Origin of the sequence: Kitasatospora sp. NPDC004745 (assembly GCF_042873275.1) — a bacterium.
Taxonomy (GTDB): Bacteria; Actinomycetota; Actinomycetes; order Streptomycetales; family Streptomycetaceae; genus Kitasatospora.
The window spans coordinates 23969-49834 of record NZ_JBIALK010000044.1 but is presented as its reverse complement, the minus strand read 5'-3'; the positions used below and the strand labels follow the sequence as shown (position 1 = coordinate 49834).

Annotated in this window: 13 protein-coding genes; 9 read left to right on the top strand and 4 right to left on the bottom strand. The window is 69.4% G+C overall.

Features of this window, described 5'->3' with window-relative positions; all coding sequences use genetic code 11:
* Positions 1-484 precede the first annotated feature (484 nt).
* Both ACFYUY_RS38450 and ACFYUY_RS38445 read right to left on the bottom strand, forming a co-directional pair.
* Positions 485-1012, bottom strand: a complete 528-nt coding sequence (locus tag ACFYUY_RS38450) for an SMI1/KNR4 family protein (RefSeq protein ID WP_387907918.1) — start codon at positions 1010-1012, stop codon at positions 485-487.
* Positions 1013-1028: 16 nt separating this feature from the next.
* The gene (locus tag ACFYUY_RS38445; protein ID WP_387907915.1) at positions 1029-12470 is read right to left on the bottom strand and encodes a LamG-like jellyroll fold domain-containing protein; all 11442 of its coding nucleotides are present in this window, start codon (positions 12468-12470) and stop codon (positions 1029-1031) included.
* A gap of 533 nt (positions 12471-13003) precedes the next feature.
* Between ACFYUY_RS38445 and mycP the strand changes: the two genes are divergently transcribed.
* From mycP to ACFYUY_RS38420, 5 genes are all read left to right on the top strand, one after another.
* Positions 13004-14212, top strand: a complete 1209-nt coding sequence (gene mycP, locus ACFYUY_RS38440; protein ID WP_387907912.1) for a type VII secretion-associated serine protease mycosin — start codon at positions 13004-13006, stop codon at positions 14210-14212.
* Between the two features lie 30 nt (positions 14213-14242).
* Positions 14243-14779 (top strand): hypothetical protein, encoded by a 537-nt coding sequence (locus tag ACFYUY_RS38435; protein ID WP_387907910.1) that lies wholly within the window; start codon positions 14243-14245, stop codon positions 14777-14779.
* A gap of 401 nt (positions 14780-15180) precedes the next feature.
* Positions 15181-15831, top strand: coding sequence for a hypothetical protein (locus tag ACFYUY_RS38430; protein WP_387907907.1), 651 nt, complete (start codon positions 15181-15183; stop codon positions 15829-15831).
* A 182-nt stretch (positions 15832-16013) separates the two neighbouring features.
* Positions 16014-16250 carry a hypothetical protein gene (locus ACFYUY_RS38425; RefSeq protein WP_387907904.1) on the top strand — a complete coding sequence of 79 codons (237 nt, stop codon included), beginning with the start codon at positions 16014-16016 and terminating at the stop codon, positions 16248-16250.
* Positions 16251-17242: 992 nt separating this feature from the next.
* Entirely contained in the window at positions 17243-18490 is a 1248-nt protein-coding gene (locus ACFYUY_RS38420; protein ID WP_387907901.1) for a replication-relaxation family protein, read from the top strand.
* A 277-nt stretch (positions 18491-18767) separates the two neighbouring features.
* Here ACFYUY_RS38420 and ACFYUY_RS38415 read toward each other — a convergent pair whose 3' ends face one another.
* A complete protein-coding gene (locus ACFYUY_RS38415) occupies positions 18768-19811 on the bottom strand; it encodes a ribosome-inactivating family protein (RefSeq protein WP_387907898.1) in 1044 nt (347 codons plus the stop codon).
* A 359-nt stretch (positions 19812-20170) separates the two neighbouring features.
* Here ACFYUY_RS38415 and ACFYUY_RS38410 point away from each other — a divergent pair, with 359 nt between their 5' ends.
* The 4 genes from ACFYUY_RS38410 (at position 20171) to ACFYUY_RS38395 (ending at position 25657) form a co-directional block, all read left to right on the top strand.
* Complete coding sequence (locus ACFYUY_RS38410; protein ID WP_387907896.1) at positions 20171-22408, top strand: helix-turn-helix domain-containing protein; 2238 nt, start codon at positions 20171-20173, stop codon at positions 22406-22408.
* 368 nt (positions 22409-22776) lie between these two features.
* The gene (locus tag ACFYUY_RS38405; RefSeq protein ID WP_387907893.1) at positions 22777-23232 is read left to right on the top strand and encodes a hypothetical protein; all 456 of its coding nucleotides are present in this window, start codon (positions 22777-22779) and stop codon (positions 23230-23232) included.
* 535 nt (positions 23233-23767) lie between these two features.
* Positions 23768-24346, top strand: coding sequence for a DUF402 domain-containing protein (locus ACFYUY_RS38400; protein ID WP_387907891.1), 579 nt, complete (start codon positions 23768-23770; stop codon positions 24344-24346).
* Positions 24347-24394: 48 nt separating this feature from the next.
* Entirely contained in the window at positions 24395-25657 is a 1263-nt protein-coding gene (locus tag ACFYUY_RS38395) for a hypothetical protein (RefSeq protein ID WP_387907888.1), read from the top strand.
* On the opposite strand, the gene ACFYUY_RS38390 is transcribed toward ACFYUY_RS38395, so the two are convergent.
* Positions 25652-25864: a hypothetical protein gene (locus ACFYUY_RS38390; protein WP_387907886.1), complete on the bottom strand. Its 213-nt coding sequence runs from the start codon at positions 25862-25864 to the stop codon at positions 25652-25654. The genes ACFYUY_RS38395 and ACFYUY_RS38390 overlap by 6 nt on opposite strands.
* Between the last annotated feature and the right edge of the window lie 2 nt (positions 25865-25866).

Genomic DNA, 25866 nt, shown 5'->3' with positions numbered 1-25866 from the left:
CCCGCCTGCTGGGCAGGGAGTGGGGCTCACACGACGACGCGCCCCCGGCGCACACCCTCACGATGATCCGCTACACCACGACAGGGGACGCCGTCGGCCGCCCGAACAGTCCAGCTCGCCTATCTGCAGAACCTGTGACCGGCGGGGCCTGGCTACGACGGCAGGCCGTCGGCTGCGGCTCGGAGTTCGGCGTAGGCGTCCAAGCGCTCGTCGTCATCTGGCAGCAGTAGCCGTCGTTGCTCCTCGGCGTCGCGGGTGACCCACACCCCAGGGCCCGGCGAGTCAGCGAACTGATCAGCGGGAACATCACCCGCAAGCAAGGCCTGGTCGACGACTACTTGCGCCGAGGAAGCCTGTGCGCGGGCGATCGGCCCTGAATCCGACACAAATGAACCCAGGGCCTACCCTTCACCAGCCGACTCCGTCAAAGGCCCCACTGAGGCCCATGTGCAATTGAGGAAGAACTCCAAATATCCAAGAATTTTCAGTAGTGCACTGGAGAGAAAGACAATGCATCAAGCCTGTCGCCAATGTACATTGGCCCCATTTCGGGATCCTTCATCATTCTGTACAGAAATTCGGGAACGGACATTTCATAAGTGAGCCATGAGTCTTCCCCTTCCTCCTTTACGATGATTTCCCATTCGCTAGGATTGTCGACGCAAGTCCGCCAGAAGAAGCTGTCACCAACCTCTGAGGCGCCCCATTGCAGCAGCCCTCCCTGTCCTGGATAGACGCCGTAGGGCTCAAAGAATGCAGCAATCCATGGATTACCGGCCGCCTGATCGGCCAGGCGCAGAGCCTTCTCTACAATGCCTTGAGGATGGTCGGAGAAATCCGGCGCATAAACGTCTATAAAGTCGCAGAATTCGCCACGCCCAAATACTTCGACATACTCCTTATATGACCCTGGAAGGCCGATCCCGAGTGCGCCTTCAATGGCATCCCATTCGATCTCGGAATGTCGGCCATGCCATCCCACGGCATCCGCCAAATTCGCCAACCATGACATTGGTCTCACCTTTCAACTAGGGAATGTTTGGGACCGGGAATTCGATTCGAGTGCCGCGGTTTCCGACGGCAGTTAGAGTCACGGTGTCGGGAAGCGGGTTCCTGTCAGTATATGCCGGGCGCGACGTAAAGTATATCGACTCACCGGTCTTGAGGGCCGAAGCTATCCTGGCCTCCACGGAAGACATGACTGGACTGTTGGCATTCGCCCATAGCGGCACGAGATTTCGGCGGTCCTCGCCATCCCCGCCCAAGCTTCTGGCGAGTAGGTGCCCCCTATTAAGGCCAGAATTTCCCTTATATCCCGGAGGTACATTCCAGACATTTTCTATGGGATATTCGGTGGGGCTTCCGATGATGTTGGTGAGCCCATCCGCCTGCGGATTCTCAAGCTCGCCAGTTCGCTTGGTTTTTTTACCCACCCAATTTATATCCGCTATATTTAGGCACGCCTGAACTCCCGTAGCGCGCCCAACGTTATCCACGGGTTGGTAATAGACCGAACTCTTCCCTCCGTTAAGGCAGTCCCGTTCAGCCTCGTCGTCGTCGAATTCCTTATTTCCTGCCAAGGCTACAGAATCCTTAGTGACAAGAATTCCGGACTCATCTCGAATGGAAGTTGGATTGAACGGTTCAATAGGCTGACCGCCGAATGCCGTACCTGGGATACCCTGCTGGGTCGGCCCGAGTTCCGGGCCGTTGAGCGGTGTGCCGGCAGGTGCGGAGGTGGAGCAATGCGTGCACGGGACGGGTTCGATCGTGTGGGGGTCGGGCTTCGGTTGGCTGGGACTCGTCGCCCCGCCGCCGCGCGGCTGTGCGTGGTGGTGGCCGGTAGGGGTGTCGCAGCTGCTCCGGGAGAACGGGTTCAGAGCAAGAGCGCCCCCTTCGAAGATTCCTCCCCAGGGGATGCTTCCGAACATCTCCGGGATTGCTCCGGCGCCGAGCGGAGAGGCATACATGCCCCATGACGGCACATCAAGCGATCCACCAGAGTAGCCAAACGGATGCATCGCATCGTTGACGCGCTGCTGTTCCAGCATCTGCTGCATGTCGTACTGCTGCCGGGCAGCAGGAGCGTAGTCAGGCTGGGTCGGGGCAGGCTGCGGCGCTACGGCCAGCGGGGGCGTCGAGACTGCGGGAGGCGGCGTGGGATCCTCGTTGTCCCCGTCGTCACCGCCGCCGCCTCTGGGTGCTGCTACGGGGAACGGAACACAGGCGCGGTGTCCGCTGGTGTCGGCCGCGTTCATCGGGTCGCTGTTCGCGTAGGCGTAGAGGTTGGCGGCCGATGTGGTGCCGATGGCTAGTTGGGCGGAGTCGCGGCTGGTGAACTCGGCGGTGGAAGGGTCGTACCAGCGGCTGGCCGCATTGACCTGTCCACTGGTCGGATCGGTCCAGCCGCCTTGGTAGCCGAGCCGGCTGCCGGTTGCGGCGGTGCCGTCCGGCTTGCCCCACGGGTCGAAGGCCCCGGAGCCCGCCATGGCAGTGCCGTTGGCAGTGAACGTGCCGACCAGGTCGCCGTGCCGGTTGCTGTAGGCGAAGTTGGCGGTGCCGGCGGCACCGACGGAGATGAGGCCGCCGTTGGGGGTGCGGCTGTACGTCTCTGTACCGTCCGTAACGAGGTGGTTGCTCGAGTCGTCGTAGCCGAAGGTGCGGCCAGCGGTGGAGGCGAGTCGGCCAAGCGCGTCGTAGGAGTAGGCCTGGCCTCCCTGCGTCACGAGTTCGTCGAACGCGTCGTAGCTGGCCGTGGAGGTGGTGCTGCCGCTACTGACGGACGACCTGGTGCCTCGTGGGGTGAACGTGTAGGCGTTCGCCCCTGCGGTGAGCAGCTGGTTGCGCTGGTTGTAGGTCGCGGTCGTCGCACCCGACCTGGTGAGGTTGCCATTGTCGTCGTAGCCGTAGGAAGTGGTGCTGTCCCCCTTGTTCCAAGTAGACAGCCGTCCCGACTGGTCATAGGTGTAGCTCGCGTTCGGCGTGCCGGCGAGTCCGGTCGTATTCTGGGTCTTCAACCGGCCCGAAGGGTAGTAGCCGTATGTCTCGGAAGCCTTGGTGACGCCGGAGGTGCTCAGGGTGTCGCTTGTGAGGTTCTGCTTTCCGTCGTAGGTGAACGATCGCGTCGTGCTGCTGCCGTAGCTGACGGATTGCAGGGTTCCGGACGGGTTGTAGGCGTAGCCGACTGTGCTTGCGGTGAGCGGGTCGGTGAAGGACTTCAGGCGTCCCGCTGTGTCGTAGCCGAAGTTGGCGGTGCCCGCCGCGTTGGTGCGGGATGCGAGGAGGCCGTCCGCGTTGTAGGTGAAGCTCGCCTGGCCCTGCGGACCGGAGCTGGTCCACAGCATTCCGCGGTCCTCATAGCTGAAGGTCTGCGGGCCGTTCGGGGTGGAGACAGAGGTGATCCGCCCGGCGAGGTCATAGCCGATGGTGCGGGTGGGCGTCGGCGCCTCGCCTCCGCTGCCGTTCTGAGCGGTGATTCGTCCTGCGGGGTCGTAGGTGTACTGGATCTTCACGCCACCCGGCTTGAGGACGGTGACCGGCTGCAGGTTCGGGTCATATGCCGTGGCGTATGTGCGGTCGGCGAGGTTCGGGTAGGCGGAGGTCGCCGGTTCGACGGTGGATTCTGCCAGTCCGAGGGTGTTGTAGGTGAAGTAGGTGCTCTGGCTGTTGCCGTCGGTGTAGACAGTGCGGTGGCCCGCGGCGTCGTAGCCGAGTGTGGTGGTGATGTTGTGGGTGGCGTCCACCGGTTGGATCTGGCGGACCGGCTGGCCGAGTCCGTTGTACTCGGCATGGCGGGTGTTGCCGTCGGCGTCGGTGGATGCAAGGACGTTGCCGTTGGCGTCGTACTGGATGCGACTCGTCGACACCACCGCTCCGCTCTCGTCGAGGTCGGTAACGCTCACCGGGCGACCGACCTGGTCGTAGGTCGTGGCAGTCGCCCGTCCGGTTCGGCCGGGTGTGTCAGCCGGCGCGGTGGTCCGCACGGGAGCGCCGACGAGGTCGTAAGCCGTGGTCGTGGTGTTGCCCAGCGGGTCGGTTGTACTGGTCGGTTCCCCTACCGCGTTGTAGGAGTTGAGGGTGCTCTCCCGATTGGCGGTGATGACGCTGGTGCGGTTGCCGGCGTCGTCGTAGCCGAAGCTGCCGGTGTAGACCGCGGGGGTACCGCCGCTCGTGCCGTGGGTGGTCTGACGGACCTGCTTGCTGATCGTGACGGGGCGGCCGAGGTCGTCGTACGTCGACAGGACGACTGCGCCTGTCGGGTCGGTGGCCGACTGAATTTCACCGTCGAGGTCGTAGCTGTAGAGCCACTTGCGGGTCACCCCGGCGACCGCTGGCAGGTCCTTCTCGACGAGGTTGCCGAGCTGGTCGTAGATGTTGGTGGCCGTGTTGCCCTTGGCGTCGGTGAGGACCTTGGGGCGGCCCATGGTGTCGAAGTCGGTGCGGGTGATGGCGGTGAAGGTGCCGCTGGCGTCGGGTGCGGTGTAGGTGTTGCTCGCGGTGGCGAGGTGTTCGCCGGCGGCGTCGAAGGTGTGGGTGGTGGTGGTGATGTTGCCAGTCGGGTCCTTGGTCTCGGTGCTCTCGCCGAAGGTGTTGTAGCCGGTCCGGGTCTGGGGAGCGACGGTCAGCGTGAGGGGCTGGCCGGTCGCGGGGTTGAAGGTGGTGGTGGCCACCGGTGGTTCGGTGGTGACGACCTGCTGGCCCGCCTCGTCGTGAAAAATGTTGACGGTGTAGGTGGCGGGGTTGGCGCCGCTGACGTTGCCGTTGGGGCTGGTTTGGGTGAGCGGCAGGCCGCGCTGGTCGTAGGTGAAGGTGGTCGTGGAGTCCTGCGGCGGGTTCTTGGCGGTCTGCGTGGTGACGTTCCCGGCGACGTCGTAGGTGAAGTCGGTTTCCCGGGTCGGGGTTCCGTCGGTGATCGTGGAGCGCACCACGTGGCCGGCGGCGTCGTAGGTGTTGCTGCTGGTGCGGTTGAGACCGCCGGGGTCGACCGTCGTGCTGGTGGCGCGGCCGGCGGCGTCCCAGGTGTTGGTGACGGTGGTCTTGCCTCCGCCGGTCACGCGCTGGGTCAGGTTGCCCGCCGCGTCGTAGCTGTTCTGCTGCAGGACGATGTTGCGCTCGGTGCCGTCGAAGTTCTTCGCGACGGGGTCGAAGTTGTGGAATCCGTCGGCGTCGATCTCGGAGACGGTGTTGTCGTCGTTGTAGTACGTGTGCGTGGAACGCCCCATCGCGTCCGTCACCCTGGCCAGGCGGCCGGCCGGGTCGTAGGCACGGGACTCCACGATCTGCGGACGGGCACTGATCGGGCTGGTCGGGCTGCCGATGTAGTTGGCGATCGTGGTCTGCTGGAGCCAACCCATCGGGGCGTACGAGTAGTTGTAGGTGGTGCCGGCGGCATCGGTGCTGGAGACCTTGTTGCCGTACGTGTCGTAGGTGTAGCTGGTTGAGCGGCCGGCCGGGTCGGTGACCCGCGCGAGGTGGCTCGTCGTGCTGGAGTACGACCAGGTGGTGGTGCGCGGCGCGTCACCGCCGGTGAGGTCGGCGACGGTCTGGGTGAGGGGGTTGCCGTCGGTGTCGTAGGCGGTCGCGGTCCGGCGGGTGTGTACGGTGCCGGTGACGGCGTCCGTCGTGGCCGGGTCCGTGCGGGTGAGCGGGTTGCCCTGGCCGTCCCAGGTGAACGTGGTGGTGACCTTGGTGGGGGTCTGGCCCTGGCCGCAGTTGGTGCACGCCTCGGTGCTGGAGGTGAGGCGGCCGAGATTGTCGTAGGTGTAGGTGGTGACCAGGCCAAGCGGGCTGACGGTCTTGGTGAGGTCACCGGCCGCGTTGTACGAGTTGACGGTGCTCAGGTTCGCCGGCACAGACGCCTGGTTGGGGTAGGCGGCGTGGTCGACGTACGGGGACTGTGAGGTGACGAGTCCGGCCGGCTGGGTTCCCGTCGCCGGGTTGCCGTCGCTGCCGACGGCGGCCTCGGTCCCGCTGGTGCGGGCGAGGTAGGAGGTGCGCCCCTGCGGGAAGTCCGAGGTGGCGGGCACGGTCGTGGACAGCAGCTCACCGGCCTGGTCGTAGCTGTACTGCGTGCGGTAGGTGGCGTCCCCGGCCCCGTTGGAGCGGGCGTCGCTGCGATCGGTCACCGTGTCGTTGACGGCGCCGAGGTGGTCCGGTGTGCTGTCGAGGTAGTAGTGGGCGTAGCTGGTGTGGCAGTGGGTGGTGTCTTGGCAGGTCGTGCGGGAGAGTACGTTGCCTCGGTCGTCGTGGCCGGTGGTGGCGGTGTGGCCGTCGGCGTCAGTGACGGTGTAGGGGAATCCGTTGGTGTCGTAGGTGTAGCGGGTGGTGTTGTTCCAGGCGTCGCTGCGTGCGATGAGCTTGGCGGTGCGGGTGTCGTAGCGGTACGTGAGGGTGTTGCCGGTGGGGTCGGTGACGGTGGCGGTGGTGACGGGCGTGGCGGTGCCGCCGTTGCCCATGGCCTTGTAGTGGGCGGCGACCGTGGCGGCGTCGAGCCGGCTCGTGTAGTACGAGGCCTCGGCGATGCTGCCGGTGAAGTGGTCGGCGCCGCCGCCAGGCCAGTTCCAGCCGGTGGTGGTGCCGGCGCCGAGGTAGACGTACGGCGTGCCGTTGAAGGTGATCTTGCGTCCGCTAATGTCGGAGGCGCTGGGCTGTCCGTCGATGTAGATGGTCTGGCCGCTGTCGTCGGCCGCGAGGACCACCTGGTGCCACTTGCCGTCGTTGACCGTCCGGTCGGAGGTCATGGCCGCGCCGGAGCCCATCCAGAACTCGCCGTGGATGCGGCCGTCCGATCCGACGTACAGGGCCGGGTTCCAGCTGTTCCCGAGGGGGGCGCCCACGGGGAAGTCCTGGTAGCTGTAGAGCGGTCCGCCGCTGGTGGTGTTGAACCAGAGCTCCATGCTGGCGGGGCCGTGGGTGGGCGCGGCGTTGGACGGGAGCTGGATCTGCGAGGTGGTGCCGTTGAAGACCGCCGCGCGCTGGTTGCTGTAGTCGTTGGACGGGCCGTTGGCGTTGAGAGTGACGTTGCTGTACGTTCCGGCCGTCAGATCGGGCATGGCGGTGCCGAGTTCGGCGGCCGCGTACCAGGAGCCGGACGGGTCGTTGAGGCGCCAGTACTGGATAGGTCCGGCCTCGACGACGGCGGCGCGGTAGGCGCCTGCGGCGTCCAGGCCGCCGGTGGTGCCGGGGGTGGTGGCGACACGGTAGTGGGCGGCGATCGTACCGGGGGTGAGCGGGTAGCTGTAGATCGCGAATTCGGTGATCGCGCCGTTGAGGTGGCCGCTCACGTCGGTCGGGTGGTTGGGCCAGGCGCCGTCGTCCGTGCCGGCGCCGAGGTAGACGTAGGGGGATCCGTTGTAGGTGATGGGACGGGCGACCGTGCTGGCCGCGGCCTTGGTTCCGTCGAGGTAGAGGGTCTGGCCGTTGCTGTCACCGCTGAGCGCGACGTGGTGCCAGGCGCCGTCGTTGACCGCCGCCGGGGTGGCCAGGGCGTTCGCGGTGTCACCGGTCCACAGGGCTCCGTAGAGCTTGCCGTCGGTCCCGACGTACAGGGCGGGGTTCCACTTGCTTCCCTGCGGGTGGTCGGCACCGAGTGGGAAGTCCTGGTAGCCGTAGATGACGCCGGGACTCTTGGTCTTGAACCAGAGCTCGACGGTCGTGGCGCCGTAGGGCTTGGGAGCGGTGTTAGCCGGCAGCTGGATGTAGGAGGTGGTGCCGTCGAAGCTGGTGGCCGTGGAGGTGCCGGAGGCCCAGGGACCGCTCTGGCAGCAGGTGGTGGAGTGGTAGCTGCCCCGGTTCTGCGCCAGTGCCGCGGAGGAGACGACCTCGGTGGCCTGGTTGCCGCTGGTGTCACCCATTCGCCAGTAGCCCGTGGGGTGGGCGTCGACGACGGCCGCGTCGTACTGGGTGGCGCCGCCGCTGGTGGCTACCTGGTAGAGGTTTGCGACCGATGTGCTGTCCAGGCCGCGCGGGAACGCCATCACGTCGGCGATCTGGCCGTTGAAGTGTCCTGAGTCGTCACTGGGGGCGGCGGGCCAGCCGAGGGAGACGGCGCCGGCGCCGACGAAGACGTGCTCGGTGCCGTTGGGGGTGATGCTGCCGGTCAGCGGGCCGGCACTCTGAGCGCCGTCCACGTAGAGCTGTTGCGATGTGGGGCTGTCGGCAGACAGTACGGCAAAGTGCCACTTGTTGTCGTTCACCGTGGCGGCGCTGGCCATGGTGTGGGAGGCGTCACCGGTCCACAGCTGCGCGTGGAGTTTGCCGTCGGTGCCGACGTACAGGGCCGGGTTCCAGTGCAGGCCCCACTGGCTGTGGGGCGCGTCGAGGGGGAAGGACTGGTAGCTGAGCAGAACGCCGGCGCTGCTGGTCTTGAACCACACACCCAGCGTTCCCGGGCCCGACTGGGGTGCGTAGGAGGCCGGCAGCTCGGCCCAGGAGGTGCTGCCGTTGAAGGAAGCGGACCCGGCGGAACCCGTCATCGGCCCGGCGGCGCCTAGGGTCACGCCGGAGTAGGTGCCGTTGTTGGGGGTGGGCCGGGGGCTGTAGACCTGGTTCGAGGCCTGGACGCCCTGGCTCTCCGACAGGCGCCAGTATCCTGCGGGCTGCGATCCCATGACCTGGCCCCGGTACTCCTGGGAGGAGCCGGAGACGGTCGGGTTGGCGAGCTTCCAAGTGCCGCCGTTCGCGTCGGTGACCTGGGAGGCGCGGTCCTTGGCGGAGTCGTAGGCGGCGGCGAGCTGGGTCTTGCCGGAGGGCAGCTTCAGCCCCGACAGCTCCGTCGAGGGCTGGCTGCCGGCCTGCCACAGCGCCTGGACAGTCGGGGCGCCGAGGGTCCGGTTGTAGAAGCTGACGTCGCTGATGCTGCCGGTGAAGTAACTGGCCCGGCCGGTGAAGTCGCTGAACGGGCTGTCCTGCCACCAGGCGCTGGTGAAGCCGCCGCCGATGGCACCGGCGCGTTGTCCCGGCGCGAGGACCGGGCCTGCCAGCGTGCCCTGGGCCTGACCGTCGAGGTACAGCGTCTGGGACGCTCCGGACGCCGACAGCATGGCGAAGTGCCACTGGCCGTCGTTGACCGCCTTGGACGACTGCATGGGGATGGAGGAGCCGGCCCAGAACTTGCCGTGGAGCTTTCCGGAGGTCCCGACATAGAGCGCGGGGGTGTAGTCGCCCGCCGTGGTGCCGCTGCCGGGGAAGTTCTCCGTCTGGTAGCTGAAAAGCACGCCGGAGCCGGTGGTCTTGAACCAGAGTCCGACCGATGTGTAGGACGACGTGGCCAGTGCGGTCTGCGGAAGCGTCACATAGCCGGTACTTCCGTCGAAGGTCGCCGCCGTCGCGGATGCCGCCGGCCCGGGGGTGCCCAGGGTCACGCCACTGGAGGAGTAGGTGGCGTTGTCGTTGCCCTGGTTCTCGACCACCTCACTGGCCGCGGTGGTGCCGGAGGCTTCGCCGAGGCGCCAGTACGAGACGGGGGCGGAGTCGAGGATAGCCGAGCGCAGGTGGGAACCAGGGGTATAGGTGTAGCCAGTGCAGGGCCTGGTGGTGTTGGTTCCGGCCGGCGGGGTGCAGACGCTGTTCAGCTGGTCCGGGTTGCCGCTGTCGTACGCGTAGGTCCAGGTCTGGGCGGTGTTCCAGTCCGTCCCGACCGCGGGATCGGTGTAGACCTTGGCGACGTGCCGGTTGTCGGTCGTCCACTCGAAGTGCAGCGCCCGGCCTGAGGCGTTGTCCTTGACCGTGGTGAGCTTGCCGTTGGCGTAGGTGAGGTCCTGGATGTGTCCGGCCGCGTCGGTGACCCGGGACAGCGCGAAGGCACTGCCGCTGGGTATGTGGAACTGGTAGACCACGCCGTCCTTGGCGGTCAGGTCGAAGCCGGTGTCGACCTTGGTCAGGGAGGCGAACTCGCCCGGCGGTGGGGTGTAGACGTTGCCGCTGCCCAGCCCGAAGCGCGCGGTGCGTCCGTTGGCGGTGGTCAGGACCACGGAGCCGGTGCCGTCCGCGTCCGGCTGTACCTGCATGTCGAAGGCGGACGTCCAGCCGGCGCCGAAGAGCGTGGAAGTGCGGGGGTCGAGGGAGTTGTACGAGCGGGTCAAGGTGAGAGCGGGTCCGACCGTCTTCACGCTCGCGTCCGTCGCGGAGGTGGTGTAGTTGCCCACGTGGGCGTCGAAGTCGTGCCCCGCCCCGTCGCCGGCGGCCCCGCCGAGGTGGGAGGTGATGACGGGCTGCTGCAACTGGGTGGAGAAGGTCGCGTATCCCGACCACGGGCTCGCGCCGATGTGGTCCCCGCTCATGACGGTCCACTGGTAGCTGCTGTTCCAGGATAGTTTCCCGGCCGGAACGGCCCAGGTCTGGTTCGGCTGCCAGCCCGACTCGGCGATCAGCTGAGGGTCACCTGAGGACGGGTTGGTGTAGACGCGGAAGTTGTAGTCCACCCCGGTGCCCGGGTAGTTGTCCGGATCGTGGCCGCTGGCGTACAGCTGCGGGGACAAGGTGCTGACCACGGAGTTCGACAGCGGCACCATCATGTCGATCTGCGGGTCGACGTTCTTGGCTGCGACCCAGGTGCAGGTGTGGTACGGGATGCCGAAGTCGTCGCGCAGCGAGTACGTGCCGTTCACCACGCCGTCCCAGCACAGCTGGTAGCTCTGTCCCGGAGCCATGGGCGGGATCGTGGCGTTGAAGGTCACCGACTGCCCCGTTTGAACCAGACCGGGAACGCCGGTGGTGGTGCCCGCCCCGGGCCACAGTTCGTGCCAGTTCGCATCGTAGAACCGCGGCCGGACCTGCATGCTACTGGAGTTCCACCAGTTCTCCGCAAGGTTCGTCATCGTGACCTGCTGCCAGCCCGGCGTGACCGCCGTCGGCTGGATGTACCACTCCGGGACGGAGTAGCTGGCGGCCCAGTCGACGTAGGTGAGCTTCAGGAACGGCGGGTGTTGGGTGTTGACGCTGTCGAACTGCTTCCAGGCCTGGATATCGCTCGCGTCTGAGGTGAGCGCGAAGCCGTAGTTGCCTGCGCCGTGGGTCCAGCTGTTGACGAGCTGGACTCCGGCCGTCGTCGGGTCGTCGCCAAGGTTGAACGGCACGGTGACGGGTGAGCCAGGGCAGTAGGTGCTGTTGGGGGCGGTGAAGTTGGCGGAGGCAAGCACCGCTTGGTCGAAAGGCACCTGGGAGAAGTCGTTGACGCTGCCGGGATCCCAGGGGGAGGTGATGGCGTGCACGGCGACGTCCCGCGGCTGGCAGCCGCCGCTCCAGATGGCATTCAGATCCAGCTCGGCCTTCTGGACGTACCGGTTGCTCAGGTTCGTGCCGAGGGAATCGAAGACGAGGTAGCTGACGTCGTAGGAGGCTCCGCCGTTGTAGCTGCCGGTCTTGAGGCTGTTCTCGCTCGCGTGGTTCGTGGCGCTGTTCGAGACGATGTAGGTCGAACGCGTGGCGTTGATCTGACCGGTGGGATCGACCTTGACCGGGAAGACCCGCTTGGGATCCTTCAGCCAAGCGGCGTCAAGGTCCATTTGGAGGGCGGGCTTGCCGTCCACTGCCGTCAGCTTGTACGTGACGGCGTTGGAGAAGACCCCTTCCCCGGAGTGCGGGTCGAGGGCCGAGTCCTCCATGAACCCGTGCGGGATGGTCATGCGGACCTTGCCGGACTCGTCGGTGAAGCGGACGTTGCCGGAAGCGTCAAGGGAGGCCGATAGCCCCGTGGGGTTCAGCGGGAACACCCACGTGGTCGGGGCGGAGGCGCTGTGCAGGACCAGCGACTCCTTGATGCCCTGCGCGAGCGTGTTGTAGACGACGTCGGAGTCCGCGAGCGCGCCGGGGTAGGTGAGCGTGTTCGCCGCCGCGGTCGCCGTGACCGGCTTGGCACCCTGAAGGCTGTAGGTGATCCTGTGGCTGGCGTCCAGCGTCCAGTCGATCAGGGCAGTACCGTCGGCGCTCGGCGAGAAGCTGAGCGCCTGATCGTTGGCCGCCTCGGCCCACCTGCCGTCCCGGCGGCGGAACAGGCCGGTGTCGATGTTCTCCCAGGTCCCGTCGGGCTTCTGGAAGTGGACCGGCTGGCTGTAGACGCGCATCGTCTTGGTGCCGTCAGGGTTCTGGAAGACCGAGGTGGTCGAGGTCCTGGCTCCGGTGACCTCGGTGGCTCCGCCGGCGGGGTCGGTCGGGCCGACCCAGGCGGCCGGCGAGTCCTTGGTCGGCTTGACCTGCCCGGTGGCGGCCTCTCCCTGGCTCTTCGGGGTACCGTCCGAGCCCTTCGTCTGAGGCTTGGGCAGGGCGGGCGGCGTGACCTGCTTGCCCTTCACCGGCTCGGGTGCGGCGGGCTCGTGGGGCTTACCGCCGTCCTGACGGTTCGCCTTCTCGGGCGCCTCCCCTGGGGCCGTTATGTGGCCCGCCGACACGCCGCCGTTGGCGTGGCGCGAGGTCTCGCTGGCACCGACCTGGTGCCCCTGCCGGCCAGCATCGTCCGAACGCTGCTGCGGCACTTGAGGGGGCTGTACCGATACGGCGGGCGACGGGGCATGCTCCCGGGCGAAGGCCTCCGCGGGCTGGAGTCCCACCGACTGCAGCAGAGCCAACGACAGCAGCGCAACAGACCAACGCCGCTGCAAGCCGCGTATTTCGTTCCTCCTGGCCGGACCGCTCCGCGCACGACGGACCACACGATGACGGACGCTTCCGTCCTCAGGGCCCAACGCTATTTGCGATTCACGGCGTGACAAGCGGCGCACGGCCGACCCTCCGGGGAAATGAGTCTGAGACCGCCCATCGGGCAGGCCGAAAGATCTTCTATCGATCACGACCGCTTCCGGTCCAGCGCTCAGCGGCCTCGCCGGGTCCGAGATGCCGCGCTATCACCTGCTTTGCCGGTAAATGATCTTGGCAAAAGTTCCGCAAAGCGCGGTCGGCAGCTTGATCCCGACGTTCCCCGCAGCGCGCCTGCGTATAAGATCGCCACCGATCTAGGCACCTTCATGCATTACTGGTGCACCGTCACACCTTCTACGGAGCACCATCGATGGCCGCGATACGCCGGTTTTTCCACGCCTGCGGTGTTGCCGTATTCACTGCGGCTTCCCTGGCTTCCGGAGCGCCCGTCAGCAACGCCGAGGGCATCCGCTCCAGTGAATGGCCGCTTGACGCCGAGCACTTCAAGACCGACCGGATCTGGTCGATCAGCCGTGGGGCCGGAACGACGGTCGCCGTCGTCGACAGCGGGGTTTCGGCCTCGCATCCCGACCTGGCCGGGCAGGTCCTTCCCGGCAGTAGCCTGATCGGTGACGGTGACGACGGCCGGACGGACACGTCGGGCGAATCCCACGGAACCGCCATTGCCGGCATCATCGCAGGCAACGGAGGCCCGGCACCCGGTGAGGGCATGATGGGCCTCGCGCCAGACGCGAAGATCCTCCCGGTCCGCGTCAGCACCGGGAACCAAGTCTCCGCCCCCATGGTCGCGCGTGGCATCGTGTGGGCGGCCGACCACGGCGCCCGGGTCATCAACGTCTCCCTTGGCGCAGCCGATCCGGACCCCCTGCTCAAACAGGCCGTCACCTATGCCATGAACAAGGACGCCGTCGTCGTCGCCTCGGCGGGCAACGAGGGTGACCGGGGGAATCCACCGATGTATCCCGCCGCTTTCCCCGGCGTCGTCTCCGTCTCCGGCGTCGAAGAGAACGGCGGATTCTGGAAGGCCAGCGAATCCGGCCGCGGCATCGTCGTCTCGGCACCCGCCGCCGACATCTATTCGACCAACAACCAAGGCCGGTACGTCAAGGCCGACGGCACGAGCTACGCGGCAGCCTACGTCTCGGCCACCGCCGCACTCATCCGCTCGGCGCATCCTGGTTTGACGGCAGGTCAGGTCATTTACCGAATCATTAGCACGACCATCGAGAGGAACGGCCGACCTGACTCGAAACTCGGCTTCGGGAGAATCGATCCGCTCGCGGCTCTGGATTCCGCCGCCGACGGTGATCGCGAGAACCCCCTTCTCCACGAGTCGGCTGAACCCGGATCCGATTCGCATTCCAGCATGTTCGTCATCGCCGCATCGTCTGTCGCGTTCGTATTGGCCGCCTGCGCCGCAGCCATCCTCTGGCGCAGGGCCCGCAGTAGCGGGAACACCAAGGCAACCTCGCCGACCCGGCCTGCCGCCAATGCGGTCGGCAAGCAGTCCCAACGGAACCCTCGGTCACCCAAATCCCGTTCCAAGCGGAACGGCTGACCACCTTCCCGCCCAGGAGGGCACCGTCTCATGTCACTGCGCTCCGGCCTCGGCCGCCGGCCCCTTTTCGTCTCCGCCCTGGGAGCCGCCATTGCTGCCGCCGTATTCGGTTACGCACTGCTCATGGGTGACGGTGCCTCTCACCACACCGGCGCACCCAGGGCAAACGATGTGTCAGGGCGGGCGACTGCGTGCCTGGCAGCGGACAGCGCAAGCACGACAGGTGGCGACACCGTCACCAGAATCTGGTCCGCCATGCAGTCGGCCGGATCACAGCACGACGCCAATGTCCAGCAGGTGGTCGAACCAGCGGCCAACGCAGAACAGGCCTTCCCGCACCTCGCAGGACTGCTCGTCCAGCACTGCGACCTGATCGTCACCGTCGGCGCGCCCTTCGGCCAGGCGACTCCCGGCATCGCAGCAGCCGCACCGTCGGTACCGATCATCGCCGTCGACTCGACACTGGCTACCACGCCTCCAAATGTCACTCTCCTCACGGGACCCGACGCCGTGGCATGGATCACCGAGCGGGTCGGCGGTCTGCAACGACGCGCCTCAGGAACTTAACCCCAGGTATTCAATCGGGACGGCCGCCACCGCGCCGTCAGCCCACCCGTGGCTCCGGTGGCTCCCCAACGAGGTGCTGGCGCCCGAGCTGGAGCTGCGCAGGGCGGAAGAGGTGTTGAGGCGGCCGGACGTCCTGGCCCGGGTCGACCCCAAGGTCCGGGCCGAGCGGCCTGCCGGACCGGCTGTTTCGGATCAATCCGTAAATCCCGCCCCCGCTGCACCTCCGGCCGCGCCCGCTGTTTCGGTTCGGTCCGAAAAGGCGTCCGGCCTGGCCGGGGCGGCGGCGCCCGCTGATTCGGGCCGAACCGATTCGGGGCGCCTGCGCGGGTGCCTGCACTGGCCGCCCCGGTCGAGCGGAGGACTTCGAGGCGCTGCGCCGCGCTGCCTGCACCATCCCGACCGTGCGGTTCGGCGAGCCGGACCGCCTCGACGACCTGGACCTGACGGTCGGTGAGGGATGGATGGTGGCCTCCTGGGATGTTCCGGGGGCTGAGGACGTCCACCAGCTGTTCTACCGGGGCCGGCCGATCGGCTGGACCGCGCCGCTGCCGGAAGGCCCGTGGGGGCAGGCCGGGCACATCGCCGTCGTGCACCGGGACGCCCAGGCCGCCGTGGTCCTGACCGACCCGGCCAGCGGGGCCCGCACCCACCGCACGGTCGGCGAGGCCCTGGACGCCATCCAGCGTGCGCACGCCAGCCGGCTCCGCGCCGAGCGGGCGATGCCCGACGTGCCGCACCTGGCCCTCAAGCGCCCGACCGGCTGGAGCACACCCTCCGACCGCGGCCTCGGCACCCCGCACCGTGCCCCGCTCGACGACGGCCTGATCCACCTCACCTGGCCCGATCACCCGGGCGTCCAGGAACTCCAGCAAGGCGGCCGCCCGGTCGGCTGGATCGAGGAGTACGACGTCCAGCGCGGCACCTGGACCGCCCTGATCGACAGCAGCCTCGTCGCCAACGCCGCCAGCGGCGAACCCCTGCGCTGCCCCGACACCGACGCCGCCCTCGCCCTGCTGCGCCGGGCGCTGGGGGAGGACCTCACCCGCTGGTAGATCCGCACCCGCGGCGTGGCCGCTGGCGGTGCGCCCGCCCGTCTGCGGGCTGGCCGCCGTGTCCGTGCTCGCGTCAGCTCGTTGGTTGGCCGTGACCACACCACCGACGGGCTAACGGAAGCCGGACCGACATCCTGAACCCGGCGGACAGCATCGCTGCCCTCGTCGCCCTGACCGATGCGGTGCTGGAGCGCAACGGGGCGGTCGCCGCCGTCCGCGCGGCCGACAGCCGGCTGACCGAGGCGATCGGCCGCGCGGTGGCTGGCGGCCTGCCTCCCGAAGACCTCGCTGCCGCCCTCGCACCGCTCGTGCGCCTGGTGCCCGTGCGGGACTTGGATCAGGCTGCCTCACTGTCCGCGCCGGCCGGAGAGGTGCCTGGAGTCAGCCCCTGGTTCAAGCCGCCCCAGCCGGTGACCTGAACAACACCGCACCCCGTGCGGTCCGCACCACGCACCCGCACCGCACCGCGCGGGCTTCCGCAACGCACCCGCAAAGGCCGGTGCGGTAGTCGCGCCGCTACCGCACCGCACCATGCGGTCCGGCCCGCAACGCGCGCCGGACCGCGCGCGACGGACAGTCCCAGCAGCGCGCGGCGCGCCCATGGACAGTGCTGCAGAGTGCGTCGCGCGGTGGTCCGCCGCACTGGTGCGGCCACGCGTTTCCCCTGGACAACGGCGTATTTCCCCTGGACAAAGTGCCAACGCGCGGTGACGGAGGAAGCCCGGCGACCGCACCGCACCGCACCGTCCTCCGGCCGCGCACCGCACCGCACCGGCCGGTGCGGTGCGCCCCCGTCCCGCACCGCACCGCCGCCACGCGGACCTCGCCCCGCACCCGCACCGCGCGGTCCGCGCAGACCGCGCGCACCCGCGTCGCGCGCGTCGGCTCCTGGGCGCGCGGCCTGACGGTCTGTGGTGTCGGTCACGGACATACCGGGAGGACAAGGCCCAAGACCGGGGCGAATCGGGCGGGACAACGCGCTGGTCAAGGGGGGTGGACAAGGGGTGTGGTCAGGCCGCGGACAAGGGGTGGTGTGCAGTGTCGGCGGCACCCGGGCGCTGGTCCGGGTGCCGGGCCGGCCGCCGCGCCGACCCCGGCTTCCTGCTGACGGAAGGCCACCTTGATGTCCACCACCTCGCTCGCCGTGCCCGGTCCGGACGACGGCGACCAGGGCGCCGACCACCACCAGGCCGGCCAGGCGAAGGCCTCGCCCGGCTGTGGCAAGGGGCCCGGCGCCGCCTCCGCGGGCACCTCCGCCGGCACCTCCGTGCCCCCGGCGGCCGACAGGCCCGTTTCCGCAGGCCAGCAGTCCCGGACAAGGGGCGCACGGCGTGGCGACAACCCTTTTCCTGCCGCTGCTGAGGTGCGGTGGAAGGCGGACTCGACGGAATCGGTGCGGCGTGGGGTCTTGGTGTCGCTCGGCCTGTTCCAGCGCGCCACCGCGAGGGAGCTCTGGCATCTGGTCCTGCTGGGACAGCGGAACGACAAGGCCACCCGCGACGCCCTGGTCGACCTGGAGGCCGCCGGGAGGGTGCGGGAGGAGCTGCGCCTGCCGGACAACCGCAAGCTGTGGACCCTGACCGCCGCCGGCCGCCGCGAAGCCGCCCGACTGCTTCCGGCCGGGACGAAGCTGTCCAAGCTGCGCACCGAGCGCGACGGCCGGGCAACGGCGTACTCCGAGCACGCCCTGGACGTCGTCGCCACCGCCGGCCTCCTCGCCCGCGCCGGGTTCGGGTACCTGGAGGCGTTCACCACCGAGGTCGAGCACCCGATCCCGCACCGTCGCTCCCTGTTCACCGACCTCGTGCTGCGCGACCCCGGCTCGGACGTGCCGGTGCTCCTGGTCGAGGTCGACCGAGAGAACGAGGGCGTCGGCACCCTCGTGGAGAAGCTCACCTCCTACCGCACCTGGTGCGAGCTCCCGGCGAAGGGCACGACGAAGGCGGCCTTCGAGAAATCGCTGCGCGGCTGGCGCGCGCGTACCCACGCCCTGCGGCTGTGGCCCACCGTCTACCCGCCCACCGGCCGCGAGGGCCTGCCGCCGGTCGCCCTGGTCCTGGAGGCCGGCCGCAAGCGCGACCGACCCGACGCCAAGCGGCTCACCCCCCAGCAGAAAGCGGAGAAGGCCAAGCGCGACCACGAGCGCCTGCTGAACCGCATGACCGAGGTCGAGGCCGCCTCCGAGGACATCTGGCACGCCCCCGCGTACGGGGGCGACGCCGTCCACGCCCGCGACCACCACCGCGCCCTGCCGGTCGTCGCCACCACCCTGCCGCTGCTGCGCCGCCACGGGGCCGACGCCCCGGTGTGGCATCGGTTCGGTCGCCGCGGCTGGCACACCCTCACCGACGCGCTCGACAACCCGGACGGCGACCGGCTGCTGGCCGTCGAGCGGGCGGAGGCGGATCGGGCCCGCCGGGCGCGGGAGGCGGCGGAGCGGGAGCGGCGCCGTCCGGCCTGCCGCCGCTGCTCGGCGCCGTTCTCGGACGAGCGGTGGGAGGAGAAGGAGCGGGGCTGGAACGACGACGGGCTGTGCGCCGGCTGCCGCCAGGCCGACGCGGACCGGAAGGCGCGGGAGGCAGCCGAGCTGGAGCGGGCCGCCGCCGAAGCCGCGGCCGCCGAGGCGAAGCGCACCAGCTCCTGGTGGCGCCGGTCCTGACCCGGCTCTGTCCCCGGTGCAGGCCGCTGACCTGCACCGGGGAGTTCCTCGGTTATCTGGGGTTGAGTGCAAAACGTCGCAGATCAACGGCCATCTGATCGGGTGAGGCACATGAGGCAGCGGGCGCTCCATTCCCTGCTGTGCTTGGTCATACGGCTGACGCCAAGGGCGTCTCGGCCGCACTGGTCAGGGTCCTGCTCGGGCGCGGGAGCGCATGCAACTGGCCGGGCCCGGTCCGTGGTGGACCGGGCCCGGCCAGTTGCCACGGTGGAGCGGGTCAGATGCCGCTGCCCTGAATGGCAAGGAAGGGGGCGATGCGGCGGTTGCCGTTACCACCACGGTCGAGGTCCCGCCAGTCCCGATATTCGAAGCCGGCGATGGGCACCATGGTGCCGTTGTATCCCTGCGCGGTTCGGTGCGCCAGAGAGGAGAGGGTGTCCCAGTTGTTCTCCAGGTCGGTGCCGAACCGGCCGATGGTCCGCGGGTCCTCTCCCGGCGGGGCCGGTTCCGGGGTCGGGTCCGCGTCGGCGTAGATGACGGCGGCGATGCGGTGCTCGATCCAGCCGAAGCGGGCGGCCTCGGAGGTGGCGCCGATGAAGAAGGCCATGGCCCGGAGCACCTCGTTGGAGTTCCGGTTCGCCGGGGTGGCGTTGCTCAGGGCATCCAGGTGCCTGAGGAAGTTGGCCGCTGTGTACGGCTCGGCAGCGCGCCACGTCGGCGTCGCGGCAAGGGACGCGTAGCTCCCGTCAGAGTTGATGGGGTTCACCCAGGGAGCGGTCTGCGCCCTCTCATGGACCCGGATCGACTCCGCCAGGCCCCGGGTGTAGTTGGCGTTGAGCCGGTAGTGCTGACCGTGGGAGGAGAAGCCCATGAAGTACAGGTTGTCGACGGAGAAGTACAACGCGACGTCGGCCCGCTGCTGGCCGGTGGCGTTGGACCAGAGCAACACCCGGATGACGCGGTTGGTGGCGTTCGTCCGCCCGGCGACCGTCGTGTCCAAGTAATGCTCGTTGCCCTGTACGCCTGCCATCCCCTGGCCGGCGAGTTGCCGCATCCGGTCCACCACGCGCGCGTAGGCCCCCGACTGGTTGGAGGTCTGCTGATTGCCCACGGGCGGGTCCTGGGGCCGGCTCGGATGCGGGCGGGGGACGTCGAAGTCCTCCAGATGCCAGTCGATATCGGTCCACAGGTCGCTGGTGTTGGCGTGAGCCTGGGGTGCGGCGAGGCCGTTTACTGTGCCGCAGGCTGCGGCCAGGGCGAGCAGCAGGACCGCCAGCTGCCTTCCGGTTCGGCGCACGGTGGTTATCGGATGCAGGTGCATCGGGTGGTTCTCCTGGAGTTCTTGCGCGCGGGTGTGGGTCGCGCAGCGAAGACCCTCGCGAACGCCTGCCGCTGCGTCGGGGCAGGGGTGTTCTCGTGGGGGTACGGACAAGTGGTCCGGGAAGACGGTGCTCCCGCCCCCGGGCCGGGCGGTCATGTCCCGCTGGGACGGTGCGCTCGGACGGGGCGGTGACTGTCCCGAAATGACTTCGGGCGGTCCTCCCGCGCAGGTCTCAACCCAACCGGCTCGGGGCGGGGTGAACCAGGAAGTTTCACCGGAAAAAGTACGTACGGCATACTTCTTCCGGTTGGGGTTCGGCGTTCGGCGGGGCCACGTCGAACCAGGGGAAGATCATCAGCATGGCCTCGACCACACCGGCCGACTACTCCTTCGGCACGCTGCTGTGCGCGCTGCGCCGCGGGGCGGGACTCAGCCAGGAGGACCTGGCGCACGCCTCGGGGGTGAGCGTGCGTACTCTGTCCAACCTGGAGCAGGGCCGCTCCCGTGGGCCGCAGCGCCGCACCGTCCGGGCGCTGGCGAAGGCGCTCGGCCTTGATGCGGCCGGCGCCCGGGAGCTGGAGGAGGCCGCGAGCGCGGGCCGGCCCCGCACCACCGGCACAACGGTCGCCACCGCGCCGGACGTCCCCGCGCCCGCCCTGACATCGGAGCCCACCGTGACCGCGAGCGCACCGGACCTGCTGCCGCGCGCGCCGCGCGGCTTCCACGGCCGCACCGGCGAGCTGGCCGCCCTGACCCGGGCCACCGCAGGCGAGGCCCCGGTGTGCCTGGTGGTGGGGCCCGCCGGCGTCGGCAAGACCGCCCTCGTCCTGCACTGGGCCCGCCACGACCCCACCGGCCTGGCCGACGGACGCCTCTACGCCGACCTGCGCGGCTTCAGCAACACCGGCGAGCCGACCACCGTCGAGGTACTGCGCGAGTTCCTCGCCGCCCTGGGCGTGCCGGACGAGCGGATACCGCACGCGGAGAACGCCGCGGCCGCCATGTTCCGCTCCCTGGCCGCCGACCGCCAGCTCCTCGTCGTCCTCGACAACGCCCGCGACGCCGAACAGGTCCGCCCGCTCCTGCCGGGCGGCGACCGCTGCGTCACCGTCGTCACCAGCCGCCACCGCCTGGCCGCCCTGATCGTCACCGACACCGCCCACCCCCTGGCTCTCGACGTCCTCACCCCCCAGGACGCCACCGCGCTCCTGGCCCGCATCCTCGGCACCGACCGCATCGACGCCGAACCGGCCGCCGCCCTGCGCCTGGCAGCGCTGTGCGGCGGCCTGCCGCTGGCCCTGCGCGTGACGGCCGCCCGCCTCGCCGGACGGCCCAGCTGGACCCTGGCCGCGATGGCCGACGAACTCGCCGACGAGACACGCCGCCTCGCCCTGCTGGACCTGGAGGACACCGGAGTGCGCGCCGCACTCCACCTCACCCTGCGCCAGCTCCCCGAGCAGGTCCGCCACTTGTTCGCCGCCCTCGGCCGCCACCCCGGCAGCCACGTCGACCGCTACACGGCCGCCTCCCTGGCCGCCACCGACCCGACCACCGCCGAGACGGCCCTGGAACACCTCGCCACCGCGCACCTGGTGACCGAGACGGCGCCCGGCCGGTGGGCCATGCACGACCTCGTGCGGCTCTACGCCCGCGGCCTGGACGCCCACCCCGACACCCTCAAGCGCGTCCTCGACCACTACATCACCACCGCCACCGCCGCCGTCGCGGCCGCCGAGCCCGGCTCGGAGGACTGCTTCCCCCTCCCTGCCGACTTCCTGACACCCACTGCAGTGCGTCAGTTCGGCGACCGGGCCGCAGCCGTGGCCTGGTTCACCGCCGAGCGCGACAACCTCACCCAGGCCATCGCCGGCGCCGACACCGCCCGCCTGCACGAGCGGACCTGGCGCATCGTCATGACGATGTGGCCGCTCATCGTCTGGCGGGTGCGCGACGGCTGGGCCCCGCTCCTTCAGACCGCCCTCGCCGCCGCACGGGCCGACGCCGACGAGCACGGCGAGGCCTGCGTGCTCAACATGCTCGGCTGGGTCCTCACCGAGGAGGACCGCCCCCCCGAGGCACTCGTCCACCTGGAAGCCGCCCACGCGCTCGCCGCCCACGCCGGCGACGCCTTCGCCGAGGCCAACGCCCTGATCGTCCTCGCCATGGCCCAAGCCGCCCTCGGCGACCTCGACCAGGCCGCGACCAGCTGCGAACGCGCCGCCGACCTGGCCCGCCAGATCGGCGACCGCAGGATCGAACGCCTCGCCACCCAGCACCTCGCCCGCCACCAGGCCGACGCCGGCCAGTGGCACCAAGCCCTCACCACCGCGACCGACGCCCTCGAACTCGACGGCTGGCCGGAGGTGACCGACATCCCCCACATCCTGCTGCTCGTCATCACGGGCGAGGCGCTGGTCGGACTCGGCCGGTACGACGAGGGCACTGCCCAGCTCGACCTCGCTGCCCGGGAAGCGGAGCTCGCCGGCTACGATGACGGCGCCCTCCGAGCCCTCGCCGCGCTCCTGCGGGCAGCCCCCGAGGAAGGCGTCCAGGCCCGCTACGAAGCGGCACTCGCACGACTCACCACCCAGGTCTGACCACGGCCGCACCCACACCGGCGGCCCGGGCCGACGGAAAGGCCACACCTCGGCGCCGGAACCCGAGAGCACCCGGACCTCGTCGCCCACATCGTCCACGCCGCCGGGACCACCCGCCACCGACGTACCTCACGTGCCTGACGAACCCCCAGATATCCACCAGACACGTACCCGGCCGGAGGTCAATTCTCATGTGACTTCTCTGAACTAGCAGGCCTGGGTGAACTGCGCGGCCGCACCAGCCATGGACTCACGTGCGACTACAAAGCGTTGATCGGAAGCCGCCTCGCAGATCCGGCGGAACCGCTCAACTTGGAAGCCTTCCGGAACGGCCACCTCGGCGCCTCCACCACATTCGCTGGCAGAGCATGCACTATGAAATCATGCAAATGACAGAGGTCTATGCCTCCACCGCAGCAGTCACCATTCCAGTGCTCGCGCTGGCGAGCGCAGTTGAAATGCGGACCATCGGTCGGCGAATTGGCGATCTACCGCCACCCAAGAGGATCTCAACGCTCGCCGTAGTGGCGACGATTGTAATCGTCGCCTGGTGCGCGGCAATGGCCTTTGGGCTTATCGCGGAGCTTAAGTGTCTCGACTTTCTTGCTGCATCTGACGCTATGCGAGGAAAGCAATCTGCCGATTGGTGGTATAGTACAAGTTTCATCAATGGCGTCATCGCTGCACTATTTCTACCACTTCTTTTCATCCCGGTGAATGTGTTTCTACTTTATACTGCCGGGAAAATCCTTCACTATCTGGCTGATAAACTGTCACCACTCTCAGATGAGTCCGGCGCCAACCAGGGCAGTGGCCAAGATTAATGGGGCAGCTTGAGCATACGACCCGATATGGGACTCCCGCCCCTGGTTAACATGCCTCTCGGGATGCCGTCCAGACATTTACTGGTAGCGTCATTCTGACTCACGCGCCTCAGGGCTGCTGGGCGCCCAAGATAGTCGGCACCCCCGCTGACCTGCGCTGGGGAGTTTCGCCATAGGGCCGGTGAGTTTCGCCCCGGGCCGCCGGTGAGTTTCGGGCGTCATCGCAGGTCAGCGGCCGGTTAGAACGGACTGCCATACGCCGTCCGGGTGGCGGCGGGGTTCGGCGGGATGGCGAGGTGGGCAGAGCCTGCGACATGACGACACCCACCCGGCCCCGCCGCCGCCGTCCGGCCGCGCCCACCGCGTCCGCGCCCGTTGATACCGTCTCCCCGGTCCGTGCCGGATGGCCGCCGGCCCCGGCCCGGCCGGGCAGCGGCGGGTGCTGCCGGACCTGGTCCAGCGAGCACCTGACCCCGGGCGGGATGGCCGTGAGGACCACCTGGCACGAGCCCGCCTGCCCGGCCTGGGCCCGGCCGTGACCACCCCGGCCGGCCCGGGCGCCCGCTTCGAGTCCGGCGCCACGGTGGTGCGCCGCGACATCCACCTCGGCAAAGTCTGGTCGGCCCAGCCCCACCGGGCGATCTCCGACACCGGCACCCTGCTCGAGATCGGCTACTGGCCCGGCATCCGTGCCCTCGCCCCGACCACCTGGACGCAGGCGCTGCGCACCGGCGACGACACCACCCGCAAGAACGGCCTGGCCAACCTTGCGGCCGGCACCTGGGAACTGGAGCCGTGGGCCTGGCGGCACACCGTCCTGCGCTCCCGCTTCGACACCACGGGGCAGTGGTTCTCCCTGCACCACTTCCAGACCCCGGCCGGCGAGCCGCTGCGCCTGTACGTGAACTTCGAGCGCCCGGCGGTCCGGACCCGGATCGGGATCGACACCCTGGACCTGCTCGTCGACCTGCTGGTCGAACCCGACCTGTCCGCGGCGACGTGGAAGGACGAGGACGAGTACGCGCACGGCCGCCGCCTGGGCTTCATCACCGACGCGGATCACCAAACCTGGCAATCCGCAGCTCGACACAGCCGCGTCCGCCATGATCAGTGAGACCGGACATCGGGCGAGACGTGCCTGCGGTCGGGGTGCGGCACTTCTGTGCCGGCACCGGAGCCCGGCAGGCGCGGGCGCCGGTCGAAGTACTGCTCGACGGCGTGCAAGTCCAAGGCGGCCCGGGACAAGGCCAGGGCCGACGCTGCCCAAGCCGGCCGAGACGGCCTGGACGGCCTGGACGGCACCCGGGCGGACGTCGTGCGGCACGCGGAGGCGGCCGTGGAGGCCGCCCGGGCGTTCCTGGGTGCGGTGGACGCCGACCCGACAGGCGCCTACGACGCGTTCCAGCGGACACTCGCCTCACTCGGCGTCCGGGCGCAGGAGGCCGCCGAGGACGTCCGCGACGAGGTTCGCTGGCCGGGCGTGACCGGAACCGCACTGGAGCTGCGCCGGGCCGAGGAGACGTTGACACGCCCGGACGTCCTGGCCCGCGTCGACCCCCAGGTCCTGGCCCGGCGGCCTGCTCGGCCGGCAGATTCGGACCGGTCCGTAAATCCCGCCCCGGCCGGGCCGGCGGCCGCGCGGGCGGTTTCGGACCGGCCCGAAAAGGCCCCGGCCCCGGCAGGGAGCGCAGGAGCGGATGTTTCGGACCGGTCCGAAACCGGGGCGCCCGCGCGGACGTTGGCGGCCGTCGAAGCAGCCGTCGGCCCGGCCGCCCGGGCGGAGGACTTCGAGGCGCTGCGCCGCGCGGCGTGCACCGACCCGGTGGTCCGCTTCGGCGAGCCGGAGCGCCTCGACGACCTGGACCTGACGTTCGGCGAGGGCTGGAGCCGGACCTCCTGGGACGACCCGCGTGCCGAGGACGTCCACCAGCTGCTGCACCGGGGGCGGCCGGTCGGCTGGACCGCGCCGCTGCCGGACGGCCCGTGGGGACGGGCCGGGCACATCGCCGCCGGGTACCAGGGCGGGCGGGCCGCCGAGATCCTGACAGACAGGACCAGCGGGGCCCGCACCCACCGCACCGTCGGCGACGCCCTGGACCTGCTCCAGCGCGCCCACGCCGAGCAGCGGGCCCGGGCCAAGGGCACGACGGCGACCCCGCCGCAGCTGGCGCTCAAGCGCCCGACCGGCTGGAGCACGCCCTCCGCCCGCGCACCGGAGCGCCGAAGAAGAGGAGCAGGAGAGTCGGCGCACAGAGCAGGAGCGGAGACAAGATCCCGGCCACCTGATGCTGCGCGCCGACGGCGTGACGGGGTGTCCGCTGCGCGGTGGCCCGGCGGCCCCGCTGCGCGGCGCCACCGGCCGGGCGGGGGAGGGCGGCGGGGACGGCCAGCGGGCCACCCAGCGGCTCCGGCTGGCCGTCTATAGCTCCGTCCACCCGCACGCCCGTCCGTTGCTGTTGAGCGGGTGCCAGATGGGTGCGGACGGTCCGCGCTGGATGAGGTCCTCGATCCGGGCGGCGCCGGCCGGGACGGCGGCCAGCATTTCGGCGACGGCTGGGTTCTCCTCGGCGGCCAGGCGCAGGTCCGCCACCGCGCCGCGGATCCCGGTGGCCGTCGTGCCGACCAGGACCACCA

Bases quoted from the DNA above. Each gene is read 5' to 3' on its own strand.
- ACFYUY_RS38410 (WP_387907896.1), top strand. From the start codon at position 20,171: ATGGCCTCGACCACACCGGCCGACTACTCCTTCGGCACGCTGCTGTGC.
- ACFYUY_RS38435 (WP_387907910.1), top strand. From the start codon at position 14,243: ATGTCACTGCGCTCCGGCCTCGGCCGCCGGCCCCTTTTCGTCTCCGCC.
- ACFYUY_RS38450 (WP_387907918.1), bottom strand. From the start codon at position 1,012: ATGTCATGGTTGGCGAATTTGGCGGATGCCGTGGGATGGCATGGCCGA.
- ACFYUY_RS38415 (WP_387907898.1), bottom strand. From the start codon at position 19,811: ATGCACCTGCATCCGATAACCACCGTGCGCCGAACCGGAAGGCAGCTG.
- ACFYUY_RS38405 (WP_387907893.1), top strand. From the start codon at position 22,777: ATGCACTATGAAATCATGCAAATGACAGAGGTCTATGCCTCCACCGCA.
- mycP (WP_387907912.1), top strand. From the start codon at position 13,004: ATGGCCGCGATACGCCGGTTTTTCCACGCCTGCGGTGTTGCCGTATTC.